This is a genomic window from Methylobacter sp. Wu1 (assembly GCF_036553575.1).
Classification (GTDB): Bacteria; Pseudomonadota; Gammaproteobacteria; order Methylococcales; family Methylomonadaceae; genus Methylobacter.
In genome coordinates, this window is sequence record NZ_JAZHOC010000058.1 from 75,270 (window position 1) to 92,733 (window position 17,464).

Genomic DNA, 17,464 nt, shown 5'->3' on the forward strand with positions numbered 1-17,464 from the left:
AAAGAAATTTAATTTAATCAGGTAAAACAAATATGCTCAGCATAGAAAATCTTCACGTCAGCGTAGGCGACAAGCCCATTCTCAAAGGCATCAATCTGCAGATCAATGCCGGCGAGATTCACGCCATCATGGGGCCGAACGGTTCCGGCAAAAGCACTCTGTCGCATGTATTGTCGGGCAAGAGCGGTTATACCGTCACGGAAGGCTCTGTCACTTACCAGAACAAGAATCTGGTGGACATGGCGCCTGAAATCCGCGCGCGCGAAGGTGTATTTCTGGCCTTTCAGTATCCGGTAGAAATTCCGGGCGTCAGCAATATTTACTTATTGAAAGCAGCGTTGAACGCCATTCGCAAACATCACGGCCAGCCGGAAGTCGATGCGATGGATTTCCTGACCTTGGTCAAGGACAAGGTCCGCCTGCTGGAAATGGATGAACGGTTCCTGTACCGCGCCGTCAATGAAGGTTTTTCGGGCGGTGAAAAGAAACGCAATGAGATCCTGCAGATGGCGATACTGGAGCCCAAATTGTGCATTCTCGATGAAACCGATTCGGGTCTGGACATCGATGCGCTGAGGATCGTCGCAGACGGCGTCAACTCCTTGCGTTCGCCGGAGCGCTCGTTTGTCATGGTGACGCATTATCAGCGTCTGCTGAATTACATCAAACCGGATTTCGTGCATGTACTGGCTCACGGGCAAATCGTCAAATCCGGCGGTCCCGAGCTGGCATTGGAACTGGAAGAGAAAGGTTACAGTTGGATTGAGGCTGCTTGATGACTACAGCAACAGCAAGCCGTTATACGGCTGAATATCAAACCATAGCGCCAGCTTTGCCCGGGCAATCTCTGCCGTGGCTGCAGCAATTAAGAAGCGAGGCGCTGGCGGCATTTTCAGTGCATGGTTTTCCGTCGCTGCGCGAAGAAGAATGGCGTTATACGAACGTGTCCGCGATCGAGAAAAAACTGTTTAAACCGGTCACCGGTTTAACGGCCGGTAGCGTTGACGCGGACTGGCTGAAACAGCACCAACTGGAAGATGCTTGGTCAATCGTGCTGGTGGACGGACACTTTTCAGCTGAATTATCGGCGCTGGACGGTCTGCCCGAGCCGGTCTCCGTGATGAGCATGGCCGAGGCGCTGAATTCGCAGTCTGCGCTGCTGGAGCAGCATGTGGGCCGTGCCGTGGTGAATGAGGAAAACAGTTTCATCGCTTTTAACATGGCCTGGTTCACCGATGGATTGTTTGTACATGTGCCGGCTAAACAAGTATTGGCTAAGCCGGTGCAGTTGCTGCACATCGTCACGCAGGCCGATACGCTGGCTGCAACGCGCAATATCATCGTTATCGATGACATGGCTGAAGCGCAAGTTATAGAGACGTTCGTCGGCCTGGATCAGACTTATCTGTCGGCAGCCGTTACCGAAGTGTTCGTTGGGCCTAATGCGGACCTGACCCTGTTTAAACAGCAAAGCGAGTCCGAGAAAGCTTACCATTTCGGCGGCATTTACGTTAAGCAGGCGCGCGATGCACGGTTCAAGCACCATAACTTCGCCTTTGGCAGCCTGCTGGCGCGCAGCGATATCCATGCCGATCTCGATCATGCGTCCGAATGCGAGCTGAACGGCCTGTTTTTAGGCGGCAAACGCCAGCATATCGACAACCATACGCGCATCAACCACTTGAAGCCGCGCGGAATCAGCCGCGAAGTCTACAAAGGCGTGCTCGGCGACAGGGCGCGCGGCGTGTTCCAGGGGCGCGTGATTGTGGCGCAGGATGCGCAGAACACCGATTCGGAAATGAATAACCGCAATCTGCTGTTGTCCGAAGATGCCGAAGTCGACACCAAGCCGCAGCTGGAAATCTATGCTGATGACGTCAAATGCGGGCATGGCGTGACGGTAGGCCAGCTCGATGAAAAATCGATTTTTTACCTGCAATCGCGCTGCGTTGATGAGGAAACGGCCCGCAATATGCTGACTTTCGCGTTTGCCAACGAGATGGTCGATAAGGTCAAGATCAAAACTCTTCACGATAGAATTCTGGAGCAGGTGTTGACGCGGTTCCCACAGGAAGGCGTCAAAAAGGAATGGCTGTAAGCCGAGACGGCATTTTTCAAGTTAATCAAGATAAATAGTATGTGGCGCTGCTGGCCCAGCAGCGCATAAACTCTGGAAATATTTAAAGTTATGACCCATTTTCCCGTAGCAAAAATTCGTGCCGATTTTCCTATTCTGGACCAGAAAATCCGCAACAAGCCTTTGGTTTACCTGGATAATGCCGCCACCTGCCAGAAGCCCAACGTGGTCATCGACAGCATCTCGCATTTGTATCGCCATGATTACGCCAACGTGCATCGCGGCGTGCATACCTTGAGCGTGCGCTCCTCCGAGTTCTTCGAAAGCGCTCGCATCAAGGTCAAGGAATTTATCAACGCGGCCAGCGACAAAGAGGTTATTTTTGTCAGAGGCACGACAGAAGCCATCAACCTGGTCGCTCAAACCTTCGGCCGGGCCAATATCAAAGCCGGCGACGAAATCGTGATCAGCGGCATGGAGCATCACTCCAATATCGTGCCCTGGCAAATGCTGTGCCAGCAGACCGGCGCGGTATTGAAAGTCGCGCCGATCAATCACAAAGGCGAATTGATTTACGATGAATTTGAAAAACTGCTGAACGATAAAACCAAGCTGGTTTCCATCGTGCATATGTCCAATGCCCTGGGCACAGTCAATCCGGTCAGGAAGATCATTGCCGCAGCGCACAGCAAGGGCATTCCGGTATTGTTGGACGGCGCGCAGGCCATTCCGCACATGCCGGTTGACGTGCAGGAACTGGATTGCGATTTTTACGCTTTCTCGGGCCATAAATTGTATGGTCCGTCCGGCGTCGGCGTCTTATATGGCAAGCAGGCGCTGCTGGAAGCCATGCCTCCGTATCAGGGCGGCGGCGACATGATACGCAAGGTTACTTTCGAAGAAACCGAATATAATGTGCTGCCGTACAAGTTTGAAGCCGGCACGCCCAGCATTGCCGATGTGATCGGGCTCGGCGCCGCCATCGACTATCTGAATGAAGTCGGCATGGAAGCCATCGCCGCTTACGAGGCTGAGTTGCTGGCTTACGCCACTGAACAGGCCAGGCAGATCAAGGGGCTGCGCATTATCGGCGAGGCCGAAAACAAAGGCGCGATTCTGTCTTTCGTACTCGACAGGATCCATCCGCACGATATCGGCACCATGCTGGACAGTCTGGGCATCGCGGTCAGGGCGGGGCACCATTGCGCCATGCCGGTGATGGATTTCTTCGAGGTTCCGGCCACGGCAAGAGCTTCATTTGCCATGTACAACACCAAGGAAGAAATCGACGTGCTGATGCAGGGAATAAAATCCTTGATTGAGGTATTTGGCTGAAATAGTTGGTCTCGAATCAGTTCAAAAAGAACTTTCCTCGTTTACCGAATTTAACAGAGAACACATATGTTTGATGACTTACGCGACCTCTACCAAGAGGTCATTTTTGACCATAACAGAAACCCGCGCAATTTCCGTGTCATGGAAAATGCGGACCGGCAGGTGGAAGGCTTCAATCCGCTGTGCGGCGACCGTTTGACATTATTCTTGAAGATGGACGGCGATGTGATTGCGGACGCCAGTTTTCAGGGCTCGGGATGCGCCATTTCCACGGCATCGGTTTCGCTGATGACTGAAATCATCAAGGGTAAAACCGAGCAGGAAGCCGAAGAGTTGTTCAAACAGTTCCACGAAATGACCACCGGCAAGGACGAACAGGCGAGCTTGGCTGCCGTCGGCAAACTGGCCGTGCTGGCCGGCGTGCGCGAGTACCCGGCGCGCGTGAAATGCGCAACGCTGGCGTGGCATACGCTGGATGCGGCGTTAAAGAACGAGAAAAAATCGATTTCCACGGAATAAACTATGATGTAAGCGCCTGGGTGATGAATATGGTAAACCAGAAGGCCGTTCGACCGCTTGTTGCACCGTAGGGTCGAATTCATTCGACCCGCAAGCCTCAGCATAATGCTACTCCGAGGCCAACTACCTTCTCTATACGAATCTTTGCAAGGCATGAACATAACTAATCAGCCGTATATCGGTCAGCTTGCCGTTCTATACGAAGGCAATGGCGACCTGTTGCCGTATCAGCAATTGGCTGCGCGGCTGGGCGTGCCGCTTTATCAGGGGCTTACGAAAGACATTCCCGAACCCTTTTTGCTGACTTGGCGCGATGGGGCATTAAAATTGCTCGACAGGGAACTGCTCAAGAAAGGCGGGTTATCCGTCGATATTGAGCCGCGCAGCGGCGAGCAGCGCTCATGGCCGGCACCGAAGCAAGACGCCTTGGCGCACGCGCTCGGACGTAAAACCCGCACTGTCGTCGATACCACAACGGGCTGGGCGCAGGACAGTCTGCATATTTTCCGCATGGGCTACGAATTGCAGTGTATAGAACGCTCGCCGGTCATGGCCGAGTTGCTGTCTGACGGATTCAAACGCCTGGCCGCACTGGACTGGATGCAGCGGCTGAATCTGGAGCCGCCACGACTGCTGGCCGGCAATGCCATTGAAATCCTGGCCGCATTGGAAACGCCGCCCGATTGCGTCTATCTAGACCCGATGTTTCCGCCCAAGCGGAAAAAATCGGCGCTGGCAAAAAAATCCATGACGGTGTTACGCGATCTGTTGGGTGACGATCAGGATAAGGAACTGCTTTTTGAGGCGGCCTTGAAAGCGGCCGGAAAACGCGTCGTGGTCAAAAGCCCGGACTATGCCGAGCCGTTAGGCGGCAAGCCGAGCGAGAGTTTTCAAGGCAAATTGCTCAGGTTCGATGTGTATTTAAAGTAGTCGTAGGGTACGCACTGCGTACTTTTCTGCTTAATTGATCAGCTTGCCCCCTGTATTAAATAGTTAAGGTGAAAAAATGTCCGACTGGATAAACGTAATTGATCAAAACGCATTGGCTGAAGGTGAGCATGTCGTCGTCGACGTCGATGGAACCGATGTGGCCGTGTTTAAAATCGAGGGCCAGTTTTATGCTATCGAGGACGTTTGCACGCACGACGGCGCAGAAATCGCCAGCGGCAAGCTGGAAGGCTGCGAGATTATCTGCCCGCGCCATGGTGCACGTTTTTGCGTGAAAACCGGCGCTGTAAAGTCTCCCCCCGCCTATGAAGATATCGACACTTTTCCGGTACGCATCGAGAACGGCAAAGTACAGGTCAGGGATAATCGCTGGGATTGACGCAGCGATTTATACAATTAATCCCGCGCATCAGTCATTAAGTTCTGCATGAACAGAACGGCGTTATAGTTTATAATTCCGCTCTTTATTTGAATTTTCACTGGCCGGAGCTTGTCGATAGCGTCCGGTTTCGAACGTCTTGGTTAAATAACGCCCCATGCAAGAAATAAATCCGATTAAGCATAAAATAGCCGACCTGAAGAGCCGTGGTGATGCCCTTAGGGGGTATCTTTGACTTCGAAACCAAAAGCGAGCGTCTGGTCGAAGTTTTAAGAGAGCTGGAAAACCCGAAAATCTGGGATAACCCGGAAGTGGCGCAGGCCATGGGCAAAGAGCGCGGCCAGCTGGAAGCGATCGTCAATACGATTCAGGAACTGGAACATGGCCTGGCCGATGCGGAAGAACTGCTGGCCTTGGCTGTGGAAGAAAATGACGAAGAAACCGTCGATACGGTCGTGGACGATCTGGAACAGCTGGAAAAAAAGGTTGCCGAGCTTGAATTCCGCCGCATGTTCTCCGGTGAAATGGACGCCAACAACGCGTTCCTGGATATTCAGGCCGGCTCCGGCGGCACCGAGGCGCAGGATTGGGCCTCGATGATCGAACGCATGTTTTTACGCTGGGGCGAGCGCAGGGGCTTCAAGACCGAACTGATCGAAGAATCGGCCGGGGATGTCGCCGGCATCAAAAGCGCCACGATCAAATTCGAAGGCGACTATGCGTTCGGCTGGCTGCGCACCGAAACGGGCGTGCACCGTCTGGTCAGAAAATCGCCGTTCGATTCGGGCAATCGCCGCCATACCTCATTCGCTTCGGTATTCGTATCGCCCGAAATCGATGACGATATCGACATCGACATCAATCCGGCAGATTTGCGCGTCGACGTTTACCGGGCCAGCGGCGCCGGCGGCCAGCACGTCAACCGTACCGAATCGGCCGTGCGTATCACGCACAATCCCTCCGGCATCGTCGTGCAATGCCAGAGCGACCGCTCGCAGCATAAAAACCGCGATACGGCCATGAAGCAGTTGAAGGCCAAATTGTATGAGCTGGAAATGCGCAAGCGCAGCGAAACTCAGCAGGCTTTGGAAGATACCAAGTCCGATATCGGCTGGGGCAGCCAGATCCGCTCTTACGTGCTGGACCAATCGCGCATCAAGGATTTGCGCACCGGCGTCGAAACCGGCAATCCGCAGGCGGTCCTGGACGGCGATCTCGATCAGTTCATCGAAGCCAGCCTGAAAAGCGGACTGTAAGTAATCACGCAATTTATAGCAAACAGAAAATACACCTGATGGGCGCGAAACCTGCGCTCATCCTATAACGATAAGAGTCAAGATACACATGTCAGAAATTGAACGGGACGAACAGGAACAGATCAGACAACGCCGCAGCAAATTGAGTGAATTGCGCGAAAACGGCATCGCATTCCCCACCGACTTCCGCCGCAACGTGGTTGCCGGCGAAGTGCTGGCCGAATACGGCGAGAAGTCCAAGGAAGAACTCGAAGCAGACCCTGTTCGCGTCAAGATCGCCGGCCGCATGATGACGCGCCGCGTCATGGGCAAGGCCAGCTTCTGCCATATTCAGGATATGTCCGGCAGAATACAGCTTTACGTGACCCGCGATACGCTGCCGGAAGGGTTTTATAACGAGCAGTTCAAAAAATGGGATATCGGCGACATCGTCGGCGCGGAAGGCGTGCTGTTTAAAACCCAGACCGATGAACTCAGCGTCAAGGTCGATGATATCCGCCTGCTGACCAAGGCCTTGCGCCCGCTGCCGGAAAAATTCCACGGCCTCACCGATCAGGAAGTCAAGTACCGTCAGCGCTATCTGGACCTGATCATGAGCGAAGAATCGCGCAACACGTTTCTGGTGCGTTCCAAGATCGTCGCCTACATTCGCCAGTTCCTGATCGAGCGCCAGTTCCTGGAAGTGGAAACCCCCATGATGCAGGCCATTCCGGGCGGCGCCACGGCAAGGCCCTTCATGACGCACCACAATGCGCTGGACATGGGTTTGTATCTGCGCATTGCGCCGGAACTGTACTTAAAGCGCCTGGTTGTAGGCGGCTTCGAGCGCGTGTTTGAAATCAACCGCAACTTCCGTAATGAAGGCCTATCGACGCGGCACAACCCTGAATTCACTATGCTCGAATTCTATCAGGCCTATGCCGAATACCATGAACTGATGGATTTAACCGAAGAGATGCTGCGCGGTTTGGCCGAAAACGTGTTAGGCAAGACGATCATTACTTATCAGGGCGAGCAGTACGATTTCGGCAAGCCGTTCGACCGCATGACCGTGTTCGATTCGATTTTGCATTTCAATCCCGATTTGACGCCAGCGGATATCGATAACCGCGAGGCGGCGGCTAAGGTTGCGGAAAAATTGAAAATTCCGGTCAAGGACGGCTACGGCCTGGGCAAGATACAGATCGAAATCTTTGAGAAAACCGTCGAGCATCGTTTGATGAACCCGACGTTCATCACGGCCTATCCGGTGGAAGTATCGCCATTGGCGCGCCGCAATGACCAAGATCCGCATGTCACGGACCGTTTCGAGTTCTTTGTCGGCGGCCGGGAGATCGCCAACGGCTTTACCGAGCTCAATGACGCCGAAGACCAGGCGGCGCGCTTCCAGAAACAGGTCGAGGAAAAAGAAGCCGGTGACGATGAGGCCATGCACTTTGACGCCGATTATATCGTCGCGCTGGAACATGGCATGCCGCCGACCGCAGGCGAGGGCATCGGCATCGACCGCCTGGTCATGCTGTTCACGGATTCGCCGTCAATCCGCGATGTCCTGCTGTTTCCGCACATGAGACCGAAAGGCTGATGGCGCCGGCAGGACTTTATGGCTTCTTTATATTGGCTGCCTTCGTCGCAGCCAATATACCGTGGGTCAGCGATCGTTTTCTCATGGTTTTCAAACGGGACAAAAACGCCTGGCTGCGCTGGCTGGAATGGCTGGCGATGTATGTCTTGGCAGGCGCTTTGTCTGTCGCTCTCGAATATAAGCTGACCGGTACGCGGCATGCCCAGGGCTGGGAGTTTTATGTCGCGACCTTATGCCTGTTTTTAGTCTTTGCCCTGCCGGGCTTTATTTATCATTACGATCTTAAAAGGCTTTTGTCGAGAAAGACGCCGGATTGATCCGCTAGCAGGTTCTGGCAAGGTACGCGCTGCGTGCCCTACGGCTGCAGATTACTGGTGCTTTAAATAATCGAGCATCGTATCGGCATCGCTGACCGAGAACGGGTCGTCCGGGCAGTTATCGGTCTGTCCCGGTTCGCTGAACAGTTTGATGATTTTTTTGTCATCGACCAGCATCGAATAACGCCACGAGCGGCATCCGAATCCCAGATTTTCCTTCTTGACCAGCATGCCCATGCCCCGGGTAAACTCTCCATTGCCGTCAGGCAGCATTTTTACGTGTTTGATGCCCAGATGCTTGGCCCATTGATACATGGTAAAGGCATCATTGACGCCTAAACAGTACACTTCATCCACGCCCTGGCCGATGATTTCCGGATATTTGGCGTCATAACCCGGCAGATGCGCACTGGTGCAAGTGGGTGTAAATGCGCCCGGCAATGCGAACAGCACAATTTTTTTCCCCGCGAAAATGTCATCCGTAGTGATGTCCTGCCAGCGAAAAGGGTTATCGCCTCCGATACTTTCGTCGCGGACTCGGGTTTTAAAAACAACATTGGGTACCTTATCAGGAGCCATGATTTACCTCCAGTTTTCGTACGGAACTGTCCGGGCGGGCTTTCACCGCACAGCGGTGCTTTTTGCTCGGAACGATGACAATCTATTTGTTTAAGACAATAAAAAATCAATTGTTACCGGTTGTAAAACGATTTATTTTTAAAGATCTGTAAAAATCGCATTCCGTTGATAAATTCAATTTTTCTGAAAGCGGCAAGGGAACAGCCTGGCCTGGGTTTGGAATCATGCGCCGGAGATCTCAGCTTAACCCAAAAATTCAACGTTAAGTATCTGTCCACGATTTGTACGGTAACGAGCAGATATGGAAGTGTAAACTTGCTATATTCATAAAATCTGCAAAATCTGCAAAAATTACAAAATCTACAAAATATTTTTCTTTAAGACTACAATTAATACTCATGCGCCTCGCATGTTCAAACAATCAAGGAGAAAATATTTATGAAGAGATTACTATCTGCGCTGGTTACATCCTGCCTTCTGTTCAGCCTGCAAGCGTTTGCACAGGAAGACTGGCCAGAACCCCAGACACAAGGCGACGCGACATTCGTCAGCGGCGGCATTGGCGAGAGCGAGCGCTCCGCAATGGAGGCCATGAAAAGCGATTACAATTTGAACCTGCTGTTCGCCGCTAAAGGAACAGGTGAATTTCTTGCCGACGTCAATGTGCGGATTGCCGATGCGCAAGGCAACACGGTTGTTGAAGCCGTAGCCGACGGTCCTTTTCTTTTTGCCAGACTCAAGCCGGGAAATTATACCGTTCTCGCCGAGAAAGACGGGAGAGTCTTGCGCCAGAATGCCAAGGTGGGCGGCGGAAAGAGGGCTTCATTGGCTTTCTACTGGCCTGCGCAATAGGCTGACTGCGTTTCAGGAATGATGGTTGCCCAGTAAACTATTCGATCTTTCAATTCCCAGGCTCTTCTTGAGAGAATTGGCAGTAGAGCCTGGGAGTAAGCCTAAATTCGTAACCGCCAGGTTTTAAAACTGATCCTTCAATTTCCGGGTTTCCGCAAATACCCGCAGCGGCGCTTCACCCGGCATGTTGATGTGTTTTTGCAGCGCCGGGCTGTCTTCCCTGAAGAACGGATTGGTCGCTAGTTCCTGCGCTATGGTGGAAGGCACGGTCGGCAGGTGTTTCGCCCGCAATTGATTGACCTCGTCCATTCTTTGCACTAACTGCCGGTTATCGGGCTCTACGCTTAAGGCAAACCGGCCATTGGTCTGCGTGTATTCATGTGCGCAATAAATGCGCGTAGAAGCGGGCAGGGTTTTGAGTTTCTGCAGCGAATGCCACATCTGCTCGGCCGTGCCTTCGAACAGGCGGCCGCAGCCCATGACAAATAACGTATCGCCGCAAAACAGCGCATGGTCTTCGGCAAAATGATAGACGACATGGCCGCTGGTATGGCCGGGCGTGAAAATAACGCTGCCCACATGTCGGCCGAGCGCAATCTGATCGTTTTCACTGACGCCAATATCAATGCCGGGAATACGATTCCTGTCGAAATGGCCCGCGATAATCGTGCAGCCGGTTTCTTCCTTTAATTCCAGATTGCCGCCGACATGGTCGCCATGGTGATGCGTGTTCAGAATGTAGGTCAGGCGCCAGCCTTTTTTATGCAGAACATCCAGAACCGGTCGGGCAAGGGCGGGGTCTACGGCGGCCGTTTCACCGGATGCGGGGTCGCGGATCAGATAAATGTAATTATCGTTCAGGACAGGGATGTGAATAATTTCAAGCATTTATTGGGCTCCAGTCTGTTTCGTCGAATAAAGCAAAAAAGCTGTTTATTATAAGGATGGACTTAAATATTGCTCGATGACAGACAGCAGCCGAAATGTCATCTAAACTAATATCCGATTAATTTTTCATAGTTCTTCGGCCAGCAGGATGGCTGGCGTATAACGATGCTTAACTGGATAACTTATTGGATGTGTAAAATGATTGCAAATCAAACATTCGTCTGCAAAGGCTATCGATTGCAGATTAATCTACGGATAAAAATGGAGAACCGGCATGACTGAACTGAAACGTTATACGGTGTGGGATGCCGGTACGCGCTGGTTTCACTGGATCAATGTGTTTTGCGTCACTGTTCTGGCGGCTGTGGGGCTTGTGATTCTCAACGCCGGCGACCTTGGGGTTCACAATGCCGGCAAAGTGACTCTGAAAACGGTCCATGCCTGGGTCGGCTACCTATTCGCGCTCAATCTGCTCTGGCGTATCGTGTGGGGTTTTTGGGGCAACCGTTATGCGCGGTGGCGATCGATTCTGCCCGGCGGCAGAGGGTATTTTGGAGCGCTGCGCCGCTATGCGGCAGCCTTCTTCACCAGCCGGCCCGAACAGTACCTCGGCCACAATCCGATAGGCCGGCTGTCGGTAACTGCAATTCTTCTGCTCCTGACAGTCCAGGCAATCACCGGTCTGGTGCTGGCGGGCACTGATCTGTTTTATCCGCCCATTGGCCATTGGATCGCGCAATGGGTGGCAGCGCCCGGCGTTCCTCCGGGTTCGCTGGTTCCCTATACGCCCGAGATGTACGATGCGGCCGCCTATGAAGCCATGCGCGCCTACCGCAAACCCGCTGCAGTGGTGCACCTTTATAGTTTTTATATCCTGACCGTCATCGTCATTTTGCACGTGGCGGCGGCAATCATTACCGAGTTAAAGGAAAAGGGCGGCATCATTTCTGCCATGTTTACCGGACAGAAGGTTATAGACGGGCATCCTGTGGATGAGGAGCCCGATAATAGAGATTGAAGCGCTACGGTTTTCCGGGCGTTGTGCTGTTGTTGTCTTTGATATTGGCCAAATTACTCTGAGCGAAGGAGGGTCAGCAGGATGACCGCATCTTCCATGCCTTTGAGCGAATAAGGCTCTCCAGGCATATGATAGAGTAACTGGCCGCTCTGCAGCTTTTTTGCCGCTCCCATGACGGTCAGCTCAATTTCTCCTTGCACGCAATGCACGATGATAGGCATTGGCATGTTATGGCTGGGATATTCTTCGCCTTTGGGTATCACAAGGCGCGCCAATTCCATTTCATCCGTTTTTATAATGGTCTTTGTTTTTTCGTACGGCAGGTCATTCGCCCAACTGGTAAGGTCAACAATTTCTCCCGGAACTGCATGATGTGTCGCCATGGTTATCTCCTCCGCTCATGAAATGTTAATTGGACAAAACGCGTAAAAATTTGCTCAAATTACCTACTGAGCGGACCGGCAGGCTATTTAGCCGGCGGCGAGTAAACGAAGGGCAGGTGTTCGGCTTTCCAGAATCTGGAACGCACATAAGCTTCAAGATCGATCCCGTCCAGGCCTTGGCGGCTGGATGAACCGTCTTCAAGCGCTCTGGCCAGGACGCGTGCCGCGACGACGATGCTGACTTTACGCAAATCCGCAATGGGCGGATAAATCTGGCCGGATGCAAGATAATGCTCCGCCGTGTAATCGGCCAGCGCATAGGCGGACTCAAGCACCATGGCATCAGTAATCCGCGAACATTCCCCCAACACGGCGGCAAAGCCCAGACCGGGGAAGATAAAGGCATTATTGCCCTGGCCGACAGGGTAGCTGTGATCGCCATATTCAACATCGGCAAATGGGCTGCCCGTCGCGACTATCGCCTGGCCCTGCGTCCAGGCAATGATATCTTCGGGAATGGCTTCGCAATTGGCTGTCGGGTTCGACAGCGGGAAGATGACAGGTTGCCGGGTGTTCCTGGCCATGGCTTTGATGATGGGTTCATTAAACAACCCCGGCATGCCCGAAAGCCCGATCAGGACGGTGGGTTTGGCATTGCTTACGACTTCCATGAGATTGGGAACTTCGCCGTTTATCTGCCAGTTTTCATAAACGTCAGCAAATTGCGCGACCGGCAGTTTATAAGCATCGGCCGCAATCCCTTCGACAACCAGCCCTCGGCCATCCATGACGAACATCTGCCGGCGCGCCTGCTCCCGGCTCAGGCCGTCGCGCACCATGCCTTCCTGGATCGCGCTGGCGACACCGACGCCGCCGGCGCCTGCGCCGACCACAACGACAATCTGTCCGGAAAGGGATTCGCCTTTTTTACGGCAAGCCGATAACAGACCCGCGAGCGCAACAGCTCCCGTGCCCTGAATATCATCGTTGAAGCAGGGAATTTGGTTCCGGTACCGTTGCAGCACGTCAAACGCGACATTTTTGGCGAAGTCTTCCCATTGAATGATGGCTTTAGGCCATTTTTTTTGCACGGCCATGACGAATTTATCCACCAGCTCAAAGTAGGCCTGGCCCCGCAGGCGTTTTTCGTGAATGCCCAGATAGCGGGGATCTTCAAGCAATTCGGTCCGGTCCGTGCCCACGTCCAGATTGACCGGCAAGGTCTGAAAAGGGCAGAGTCCGCCCCCGACTGTGTAAAGCGCCAGTTTCCCGACGCAAATGCTCAGCCCGCCCATGCCCTGATCGCCGATGCCGAGGATGGCGGACGCATCCGTGACGACGATCATCCGGATATCGTGCCAGGGATAATTGTCGAGGATGGTTTCAGCCCGGCCGATATTTTGGGCAGACAAGGTCAGGCCGCGAGCCGTCGTATAGATTTTGCTGAATTGCTGAACCGCCAGGCCGATTGTCGGCGTATAGACAATCGGCGCCATCTCTTCCAGGTGTCGCTCGAGCAGCGCGTAAAAAAGCACCTCGGAACGTTCCTGCACGGCTCTAAGGAACTGATATTTTGAAATATCATCAAGCTGTCTTCGAAAATTGGCGTATAAACGGTCTACCTGAATTTCAAGAGTGGTCACCTGTGGCGGAAGCAATCCGTCAAGGCCGAGTTCGATGCGTTCTTGCTCAGTAAAGGCGGTGCCTTTATTGGTCGGCGACAGCCGCAGCAGGATAATGCCGCGGGCGGTAACTTCCACGTAAGTATTGCCGTTTTCATCCACTTTGTAATCGAAGTAATCACTGAGCCGCGACATAAATATTCCTGAGTATTTGAGACGAAATTGCAATGATACAGACTTAAACTGATACCGCACATGACAATGATTAGATATAAAGCATCGGGTTTTTATCTGGCCAGCAAAAAATAATTCTCATGACGGAATAATATGCTTGCCTGAAGCGGGCGCGAATCTACTCATAAGGCGGATAGGTAATTGCCGTACCTTCCACCTTGGCGAAAGGCGTCAGCACATGCAGTTGCCGGTTTGTTTTACTGACGATTTCCTCGACGCGAATGCCGCGCACCGTCAACGCATCGGCAATCAGTGAGCGGTGGCAGCGCCACGGCACGGCTTCGGCGCACATCAACGCGATGCGTTCCTGCTTTGCCTGCCTGATAAGCTCAGCCAGATTGTCAGCAAATTCATCAGTCTGCATGTAGTCGGCGTAACCGCGGAATGCATCGTTCCGCCAGCCCTGGTTAGGGGATTCCGGGCTCGTGCGGCGGAAACCTCCCAAACCGGTGGCGTGCGTATAGCGAATGCCGGCGGATTCAAGCACTTCGGAAAAAGTGTCTTGATTGAATTGCGGATTGTGGCGCGAACGCGGCACGGTGCGCACGTCAATCAGATGAGCCACCGAGTGAGTTTTGAGCAGCTCGATGAATGTTTCCACAGGGCGGGTGGAATGCCCTATGGTCAATATGACAGGTTGAGACTCATGCCTCAATTTCTTCGCAGGCATAAAGCGCTCTGATCCGCGCGCGCAGGACAGGCAGAAGCTGTTGCTCAAACCAGGGATTCCGCTTGAGCCATAACGTATTGCGCGGCGATGGATGAGGCAAGGGCAGGTACTGCGGCGCATATGCCTGCCAATTTCTGACGGTTTCGGTCAACGACGGCTTGCAGCGGCTGCCCAGAAAGTGCCGCTGGGCGTATTGGCCGACAAGCAGCGTCAATTCAATCCGGGGCAGCTCGGCCAGCAATCGGTTCAGCCATAAGTCTGCGCATTCACGGCGCGGCGGCAAATCGCCGCTTTTTCCGCGTCCGGGATAACAATAGCCCATGGGAATGATCGCGATATGCGAGGCATCGTAAAACAGGTCCTTGTCTATGCCCATCCACGCGCGCAGGCGCTCGCCGCTCGGATCGTTCCACGGAATGCCGGTCGCATGCACGCGCGTTCCCGGTGCCTGACCCACGATGAGAAGACGGGCCGTTGCCTCGGCGCGCAGCACAGGGCGCGGGCCAAGCGGCAGATGCTGCTCGCATGCTCGGCAATTGCGTACGGCCGCCAGCAGGGCTTCCAGGGAGGGATACTGGGTTTCGGTCATGCGGATTTGTTTAGTGGTAAACATGAAATAAATCAAAAATTGTAGGTACTAATTTATTTGCGCTTAGGATAGCCATTTTATGCATGTTCCTTAGTGTGAAATACGGAATGCGTAGTTCAATTCAGACTGGTGTTCTGATTTGATTTCAGAATCCACCGCGTCTTCTGATTTTCTTGGCTGTTTGCGTGGGGTAGTGAACTTTATCTAAAATTCAGGCATACCGGTTCTGGATTTCTAAGCTGCCTGTGCGGCAGTGAAGCCGCTACACGCGCAGAAACACGCAGCCACCCCTTTCTAAGCTGCCTGTGCGGCAGTGAAGTCCAGATCATGGGCCAATTGCCTCTCGAAAGCTTTCTAAGCTGCCTGTGCGGCAGTGAAGCTGTGGAAAGGGGCCAATAATAACCTTAGCCATTTCTAAGCTGCCTGTGCGGCAGTGAAGCAAAAATCACTCAGTTTGCTGACGAATACTTATTTCTAAGCTGCCTGTGCGGCAGTGAAGATGTGGGCGCTCTGCGCGTCATGGCCGAAGCCTTTCTAAGCTGCCTGTGCGGCAGTGAAGCCTGTCGGCCAAGGGCATTCCGAAGATCAAATTTTCTAAGCTGCCTGTGCGGCAGTGAAGCCCACACCGATTCGGCCTGACCACCTCGAACATTTCTAAGCTGCCTGTGCGGCAGTGAAGCTTCCATCAATCCCAACTGACCGACATCAATCTTTCTAAGCTGCCTGTGCGGCAGTGAAGGCCGGCGCCACAGCATGCGGCGATATTGAGGCTTTCTAAGCTGCCTGTGCGGCAGTGAAGTCGAGATAGTGAGTATTTGCGTGTTCCTGTCCTTTCTAAGCTGCCTGTGCGGCAGTGAAGACTTCTTCTTGTTCGTTGTACTGCCCACATTTTTTCTAAGCTGCCTGTGCGGCAGTGAAGGGACTTGAAAGACATTATCAGTGCCGCGCAAATTTCTAAGCTGCCTGTGCGGCAGTGAAGGACCAAAGCGATCCATTTACAGAACCTCGATATTTCTAAGCTGCCTGTGCGGCAGTGAAGAATCAAGCTGTTAAAGAAACAGCAAGTTAATCTTTCTAAGCTGCCTGTGCGGCAGTGAAGACGGGGGCCGCGTCTTCGGGATTCATGCGTGATTTCTAAGCTGCCTGTGCGGCAGTGAAGGAAGCCAACCGGCCTGAAAGTCGATGTGAGCCTTTTCTAAGCTGCCTGTGCGGCAGTGAAGTGATACTGCAAAGCGGCCCGGAGCAGACGAGCTTTCTAAGCTGCCTGTGCGGCAGTGAAGACTCGGGCAAGCTCTTAAGGGTTTATGAAAAATTTTCTAAGCTGCCTGTGCGGCAGTGAAGGATTCGGGTACTTCTATAATTGTTTCTGAATTTTTCTAAGCTGCCTGTGCGGCAGTGAAGGCAATTTTAGCTAAATAATAATATCCTGGTCATTTCTAAGCTGCCTGTGCGGCAGTGAAGATTGGTGCCGATCAGCGCTATCCAGTAATAACTTTCTAAGCTGCCTGTGCGGCAGTGAAGTTATCCGCAAAGGATTGGGACTTGGCGACGATTTTCTAAGCTGCCTGTGCGGCAGTGAAGATCGAAGCTCAGCGCAGAGCAGACGAGTTGCATTTCTAAGCTGCCTGTGCGGCAGTGAAGATGCAACTAGACAAAGACAAGATTGATTTCCATTTCTAAGCTGCCTGTGCGGCAGTGAAGATAAAAGTAATTTAACGATAAGGATAAAAAATTTTTCTAAGCTGCCTGTGCGGCAGTGAAGAGCCAATTTGACGGTTTCGTTAATCCTGATGCCTTTCTAAGCTGCCTGTGCGGCAGTGAAGGGAAGAAGCGCGAAAAACAGCTTCCGCGCCCCTTTCTAAGCTGCCTGTGCGGCAGTGAAGATGGCGGATGCGTTCAAGACAGTGGGTGCTGCCTTTCTAAGCTGCCTGTGCGGCAGTGAAGCAATGTTTTAAAATTGTTCAACATGTGCAACATTTCTAAGCTGCCTGTGCGGCAGTGAAGGCAGATCGTTTTCGCCTAACTGCTTTTTTATATTTCTAAGCTGCCTGTGCGGCAGTGAAGAAACTATTGCCCAGCAGATTAACGAATTGACATTTCTAAGCTGCCTGTGCGGCAGTGAAGAACCGATTAATTTTAGAGTGGTCTGCCCCGCATTTCTAAGCTGCCTGTGCGGCAGTGAAGCAAACAGACCAACAGCGCCCCCCAGCAAC

At 52.8% G+C, this 17,464-nt stretch carries 17 protein-coding genes and 1 CRISPR repeat array; of the genes, 11 read left to right on the forward strand and 6 right to left on the reverse strand.

Annotated features, from left to right (window positions below):
- The first annotated feature begins 32 nt into the window (after nt 1-32).
- From sufC to V2P20_RS11840, 9 genes are all read left to right on the forward strand, one after another.
- Nucleotides 33-776 carry a Fe-S cluster assembly ATPase SufC gene (gene sufC / locus V2P20_RS11800; protein WP_331818530.1) on the forward strand — a complete coding sequence of 248 codons (744 nt, stop codon included), beginning with the start codon at nt 33-35 and terminating at the stop codon, nt 774-776.
- Complete coding sequence (gene sufD, locus V2P20_RS11805; protein ID WP_331818532.1) at nt 776-2,098, forward strand: Fe-S cluster assembly protein SufD; 1,323 nt, start codon at nt 776-778, stop codon at nt 2,096-2,098. Before sufC ends, sufD begins: the two co-directional genes overlap by 1 nt.
- Before the next feature lie 90 nt (nt 2,099-2,188).
- Nucleotides 2,189-3,412 carry a cysteine desulfurase gene (locus V2P20_RS11810; protein ID WP_331818534.1) on the forward strand — a complete coding sequence of 408 codons (1,224 nt, stop codon included), beginning with the start codon at nt 2,189-2,191 and terminating at the stop codon, nt 3,410-3,412.
- A gap of 66 nt (nt 3,413-3,478) precedes the next feature.
- Entirely contained in the window at nt 3,479-3,931 is a 453-nt protein-coding gene (gene sufU / locus V2P20_RS11815) for a Fe-S cluster assembly sulfur transfer protein SufU (RefSeq protein WP_268120300.1), read from the forward strand.
- 153 nt (nt 3,932-4,084) lie between these two features.
- Nucleotides 4,085-4,861, forward strand: a complete 777-nt coding sequence (locus V2P20_RS11820) for a class I SAM-dependent methyltransferase (protein ID WP_331818538.1) — start codon at nt 4,085-4,087, stop codon at nt 4,859-4,861.
- Nucleotides 4,862-4,937: 76 nt separating this feature from the next.
- Entirely contained in the window at nt 4,938-5,258 is a 321-nt protein-coding gene (locus V2P20_RS11825) for a non-heme iron oxygenase ferredoxin subunit (protein ID WP_331818540.1), read from the forward strand.
- A gap of 157 nt (nt 5,259-5,415) precedes the next feature.
- A protein-coding gene (gene prfB, locus V2P20_RS11830; protein WP_194969830.1) for a peptide chain release factor 2 occupies nt 5,416-6,514 on the forward strand; the annotation gives its coding sequence in 2 pieces (ribosomal slippage) (nt 5,416-5,490 and nt 5,492-6,514; 1,098 coding nt in all).
- Nucleotides 6,515-6,602: 88 nt separating this feature from the next.
- Nucleotides 6,603-8,099: a lysine--tRNA ligase gene (gene lysS / locus V2P20_RS11835; protein ID WP_331818543.1), complete on the forward strand. Its 1,497-nt coding sequence runs from the start codon at nt 6,603-6,605 to the stop codon at nt 8,097-8,099.
- Nucleotides 8,099-8,416, forward strand: a complete 318-nt coding sequence (locus V2P20_RS11840; protein WP_331818545.1) for a DUF2818 family protein — start codon at nt 8,099-8,101, stop codon at nt 8,414-8,416. Before lysS ends, V2P20_RS11840 begins: the two co-directional genes overlap by 1 nt.
- A 51-nt stretch (nt 8,417-8,467) precedes the next feature.
- On the opposite strand, the gene V2P20_RS11845 is transcribed toward V2P20_RS11840, so the two are convergent.
- On the reverse strand, nt 8,468-8,995 hold the full coding sequence (locus V2P20_RS11845; RefSeq protein WP_331818547.1) for a peroxiredoxin: 528 nt from the start codon (nt 8,993-8,995) through the stop codon (nt 8,468-8,470).
- Nucleotides 8,996-9,433: 438 nt separating this feature from the next.
- On the opposite strand from V2P20_RS11845, the gene V2P20_RS11850 reads away from it, so the two are divergent.
- Nucleotides 9,434-9,847, forward strand: coding sequence for a carboxypeptidase-like regulatory domain-containing protein (locus tag V2P20_RS11850; protein ID WP_194969826.1), 414 nt, complete (start codon nt 9,434-9,436; stop codon nt 9,845-9,847).
- Nucleotides 9,848-9,970: 123 nt separating this feature from the next.
- Here V2P20_RS11850 and gloB read toward each other — a convergent pair whose 3' ends face one another.
- A complete protein-coding gene (gene gloB / locus V2P20_RS11855) occupies nt 9,971-10,735 on the reverse strand; it encodes a hydroxyacylglutathione hydrolase (RefSeq protein ID WP_331818549.1) in 765 nt (254 codons plus the stop codon).
- Nucleotides 10,736-11,009: 274 nt separating this feature from the next.
- Here gloB and V2P20_RS11860 point away from each other — a divergent pair, with 274 nt between their 5' ends.
- A complete protein-coding gene (locus V2P20_RS11860) occupies nt 11,010-11,753 on the forward strand; it encodes a cytochrome b/b6 domain-containing protein (RefSeq protein ID WP_331818551.1) in 744 nt (247 codons plus the stop codon).
- 53 nt (nt 11,754-11,806) lie between these two features.
- Here the strand turns inward: V2P20_RS11860 and V2P20_RS11865 are convergent, their stop codons facing one another.
- From V2P20_RS11865 to V2P20_RS11880, 4 genes are all read right to left on the reverse strand, one after another.
- The gene (locus tag V2P20_RS11865) at nt 11,807-12,136 is read right to left on the reverse strand and encodes a cupin domain-containing protein (RefSeq protein ID WP_331818553.1); all 330 of its coding nucleotides are present in this window, start codon (nt 12,134-12,136) and stop codon (nt 11,807-11,809) included.
- An 83-nt stretch (nt 12,137-12,219) separates the two neighbouring features.
- The gene (locus V2P20_RS11870; RefSeq protein ID WP_331818555.1) at nt 12,220-13,953 is read right to left on the reverse strand and encodes an NAD-dependent malic enzyme; all 1,734 of its coding nucleotides are present in this window, start codon (nt 13,951-13,953) and stop codon (nt 12,220-12,222) included.
- Between the two features lie 157 nt (nt 13,954-14,110).
- Nucleotides 14,111-14,662, reverse strand: coding sequence for a DUF488 domain-containing protein (locus V2P20_RS11875; RefSeq protein WP_331818557.1), 552 nt, complete (start codon nt 14,660-14,662; stop codon nt 14,111-14,113).
- Nucleotides 14,637-15,275 carry a uracil-DNA glycosylase family protein gene (locus V2P20_RS11880; RefSeq protein WP_331818559.1) on the reverse strand — a complete coding sequence of 213 codons (639 nt, stop codon included), beginning with the start codon at nt 15,273-15,275 and terminating at the stop codon, nt 14,637-14,639. Before V2P20_RS11880 ends, V2P20_RS11875 begins: the two co-directional genes overlap by 26 nt.
- A gap of 207 nt (nt 15,276-15,482) precedes the next feature.
- Nucleotides 15,483-17,435: a CRISPR direct-repeat array (repeat unit 28 nt; unit sequence TTTCTAAGCTGCCTGTGCGGCAGTGAAG).
- Nucleotides 17,436-17,464 lie beyond the last annotated feature (29 nt).

Coding starts and splice junctions, on each gene's coding strand:
- V2P20_RS11845 (WP_331818547.1), bottom strand. CDS start 8,995: ATGGCTCCTGATAAGGTACCCAATGTTGTTTTTAAAACCCGAGTCCGC.
- gloB (WP_331818549.1), bottom strand. CDS start 10,735: ATGCTTGAAATTATTCACATCCCTGTCCTGAACGATAATTACATTTAT.
- V2P20_RS11865 (WP_331818553.1), bottom strand. CDS start 12,136: ATGGCGACACATCATGCAGTTCCGGGAGAAATTGTTGACCTTACCAGT.
- V2P20_RS11880 (WP_331818559.1), bottom strand. CDS start 15,275: ATGTTTACCACTAAACAAATCCGCATGACCGAAACCCAGTATCCCTCC.
- V2P20_RS11870 (WP_331818555.1), bottom strand. CDS start 13,953: ATGTCGCGGCTCAGTGATTACTTCGATTACAAAGTGGATGAAAACGGC.
- V2P20_RS11850 (WP_194969826.1), top strand. CDS start 9,434: ATGAAGAGATTACTATCTGCGCTGGTTACATCCTGCCTTCTGTTCAGC.
- V2P20_RS11875 (WP_331818557.1), bottom strand. CDS start 14,662: ATGCCTGCGAAGAAATTGAGGCATGAGTCTCAACCTGTCATATTGACC.
- V2P20_RS11810 (WP_331818534.1), top strand. CDS start 2,189: ATGACCCATTTTCCCGTAGCAAAAATTCGTGCCGATTTTCCTATTCTG.
- V2P20_RS11825 (WP_331818540.1), top strand. CDS start 4,938: ATGTCCGACTGGATAAACGTAATTGATCAAAACGCATTGGCTGAAGGT.
- lysS (WP_331818543.1), top strand. CDS start 6,603: ATGTCAGAAATTGAACGGGACGAACAGGAACAGATCAGACAACGCCGC.
- V2P20_RS11840 (WP_331818545.1), top strand. CDS start 8,099: ATGGCGCCGGCAGGACTTTATGGCTTCTTTATATTGGCTGCCTTCGTC.
- sufD (WP_331818532.1), top strand. CDS start 776: ATGACTACAGCAACAGCAAGCCGTTATACGGCTGAATATCAAACCATA.
- V2P20_RS11860 (WP_331818551.1), top strand. CDS start 11,010: ATGACTGAACTGAAACGTTATACGGTGTGGGATGCCGGTACGCGCTGG.
- sufU (WP_268120300.1), top strand. CDS start 3,479: ATGTTTGATGACTTACGCGACCTCTACCAAGAGGTCATTTTTGACCAT.
- sufC (WP_331818530.1), top strand. CDS start 33: ATGCTCAGCATAGAAAATCTTCACGTCAGCGTAGGCGACAAGCCCATT.
- V2P20_RS11820 (WP_331818538.1), top strand. CDS start 4,085: ATGAACATAACTAATCAGCCGTATATCGGTCAGCTTGCCGTTCTATAC.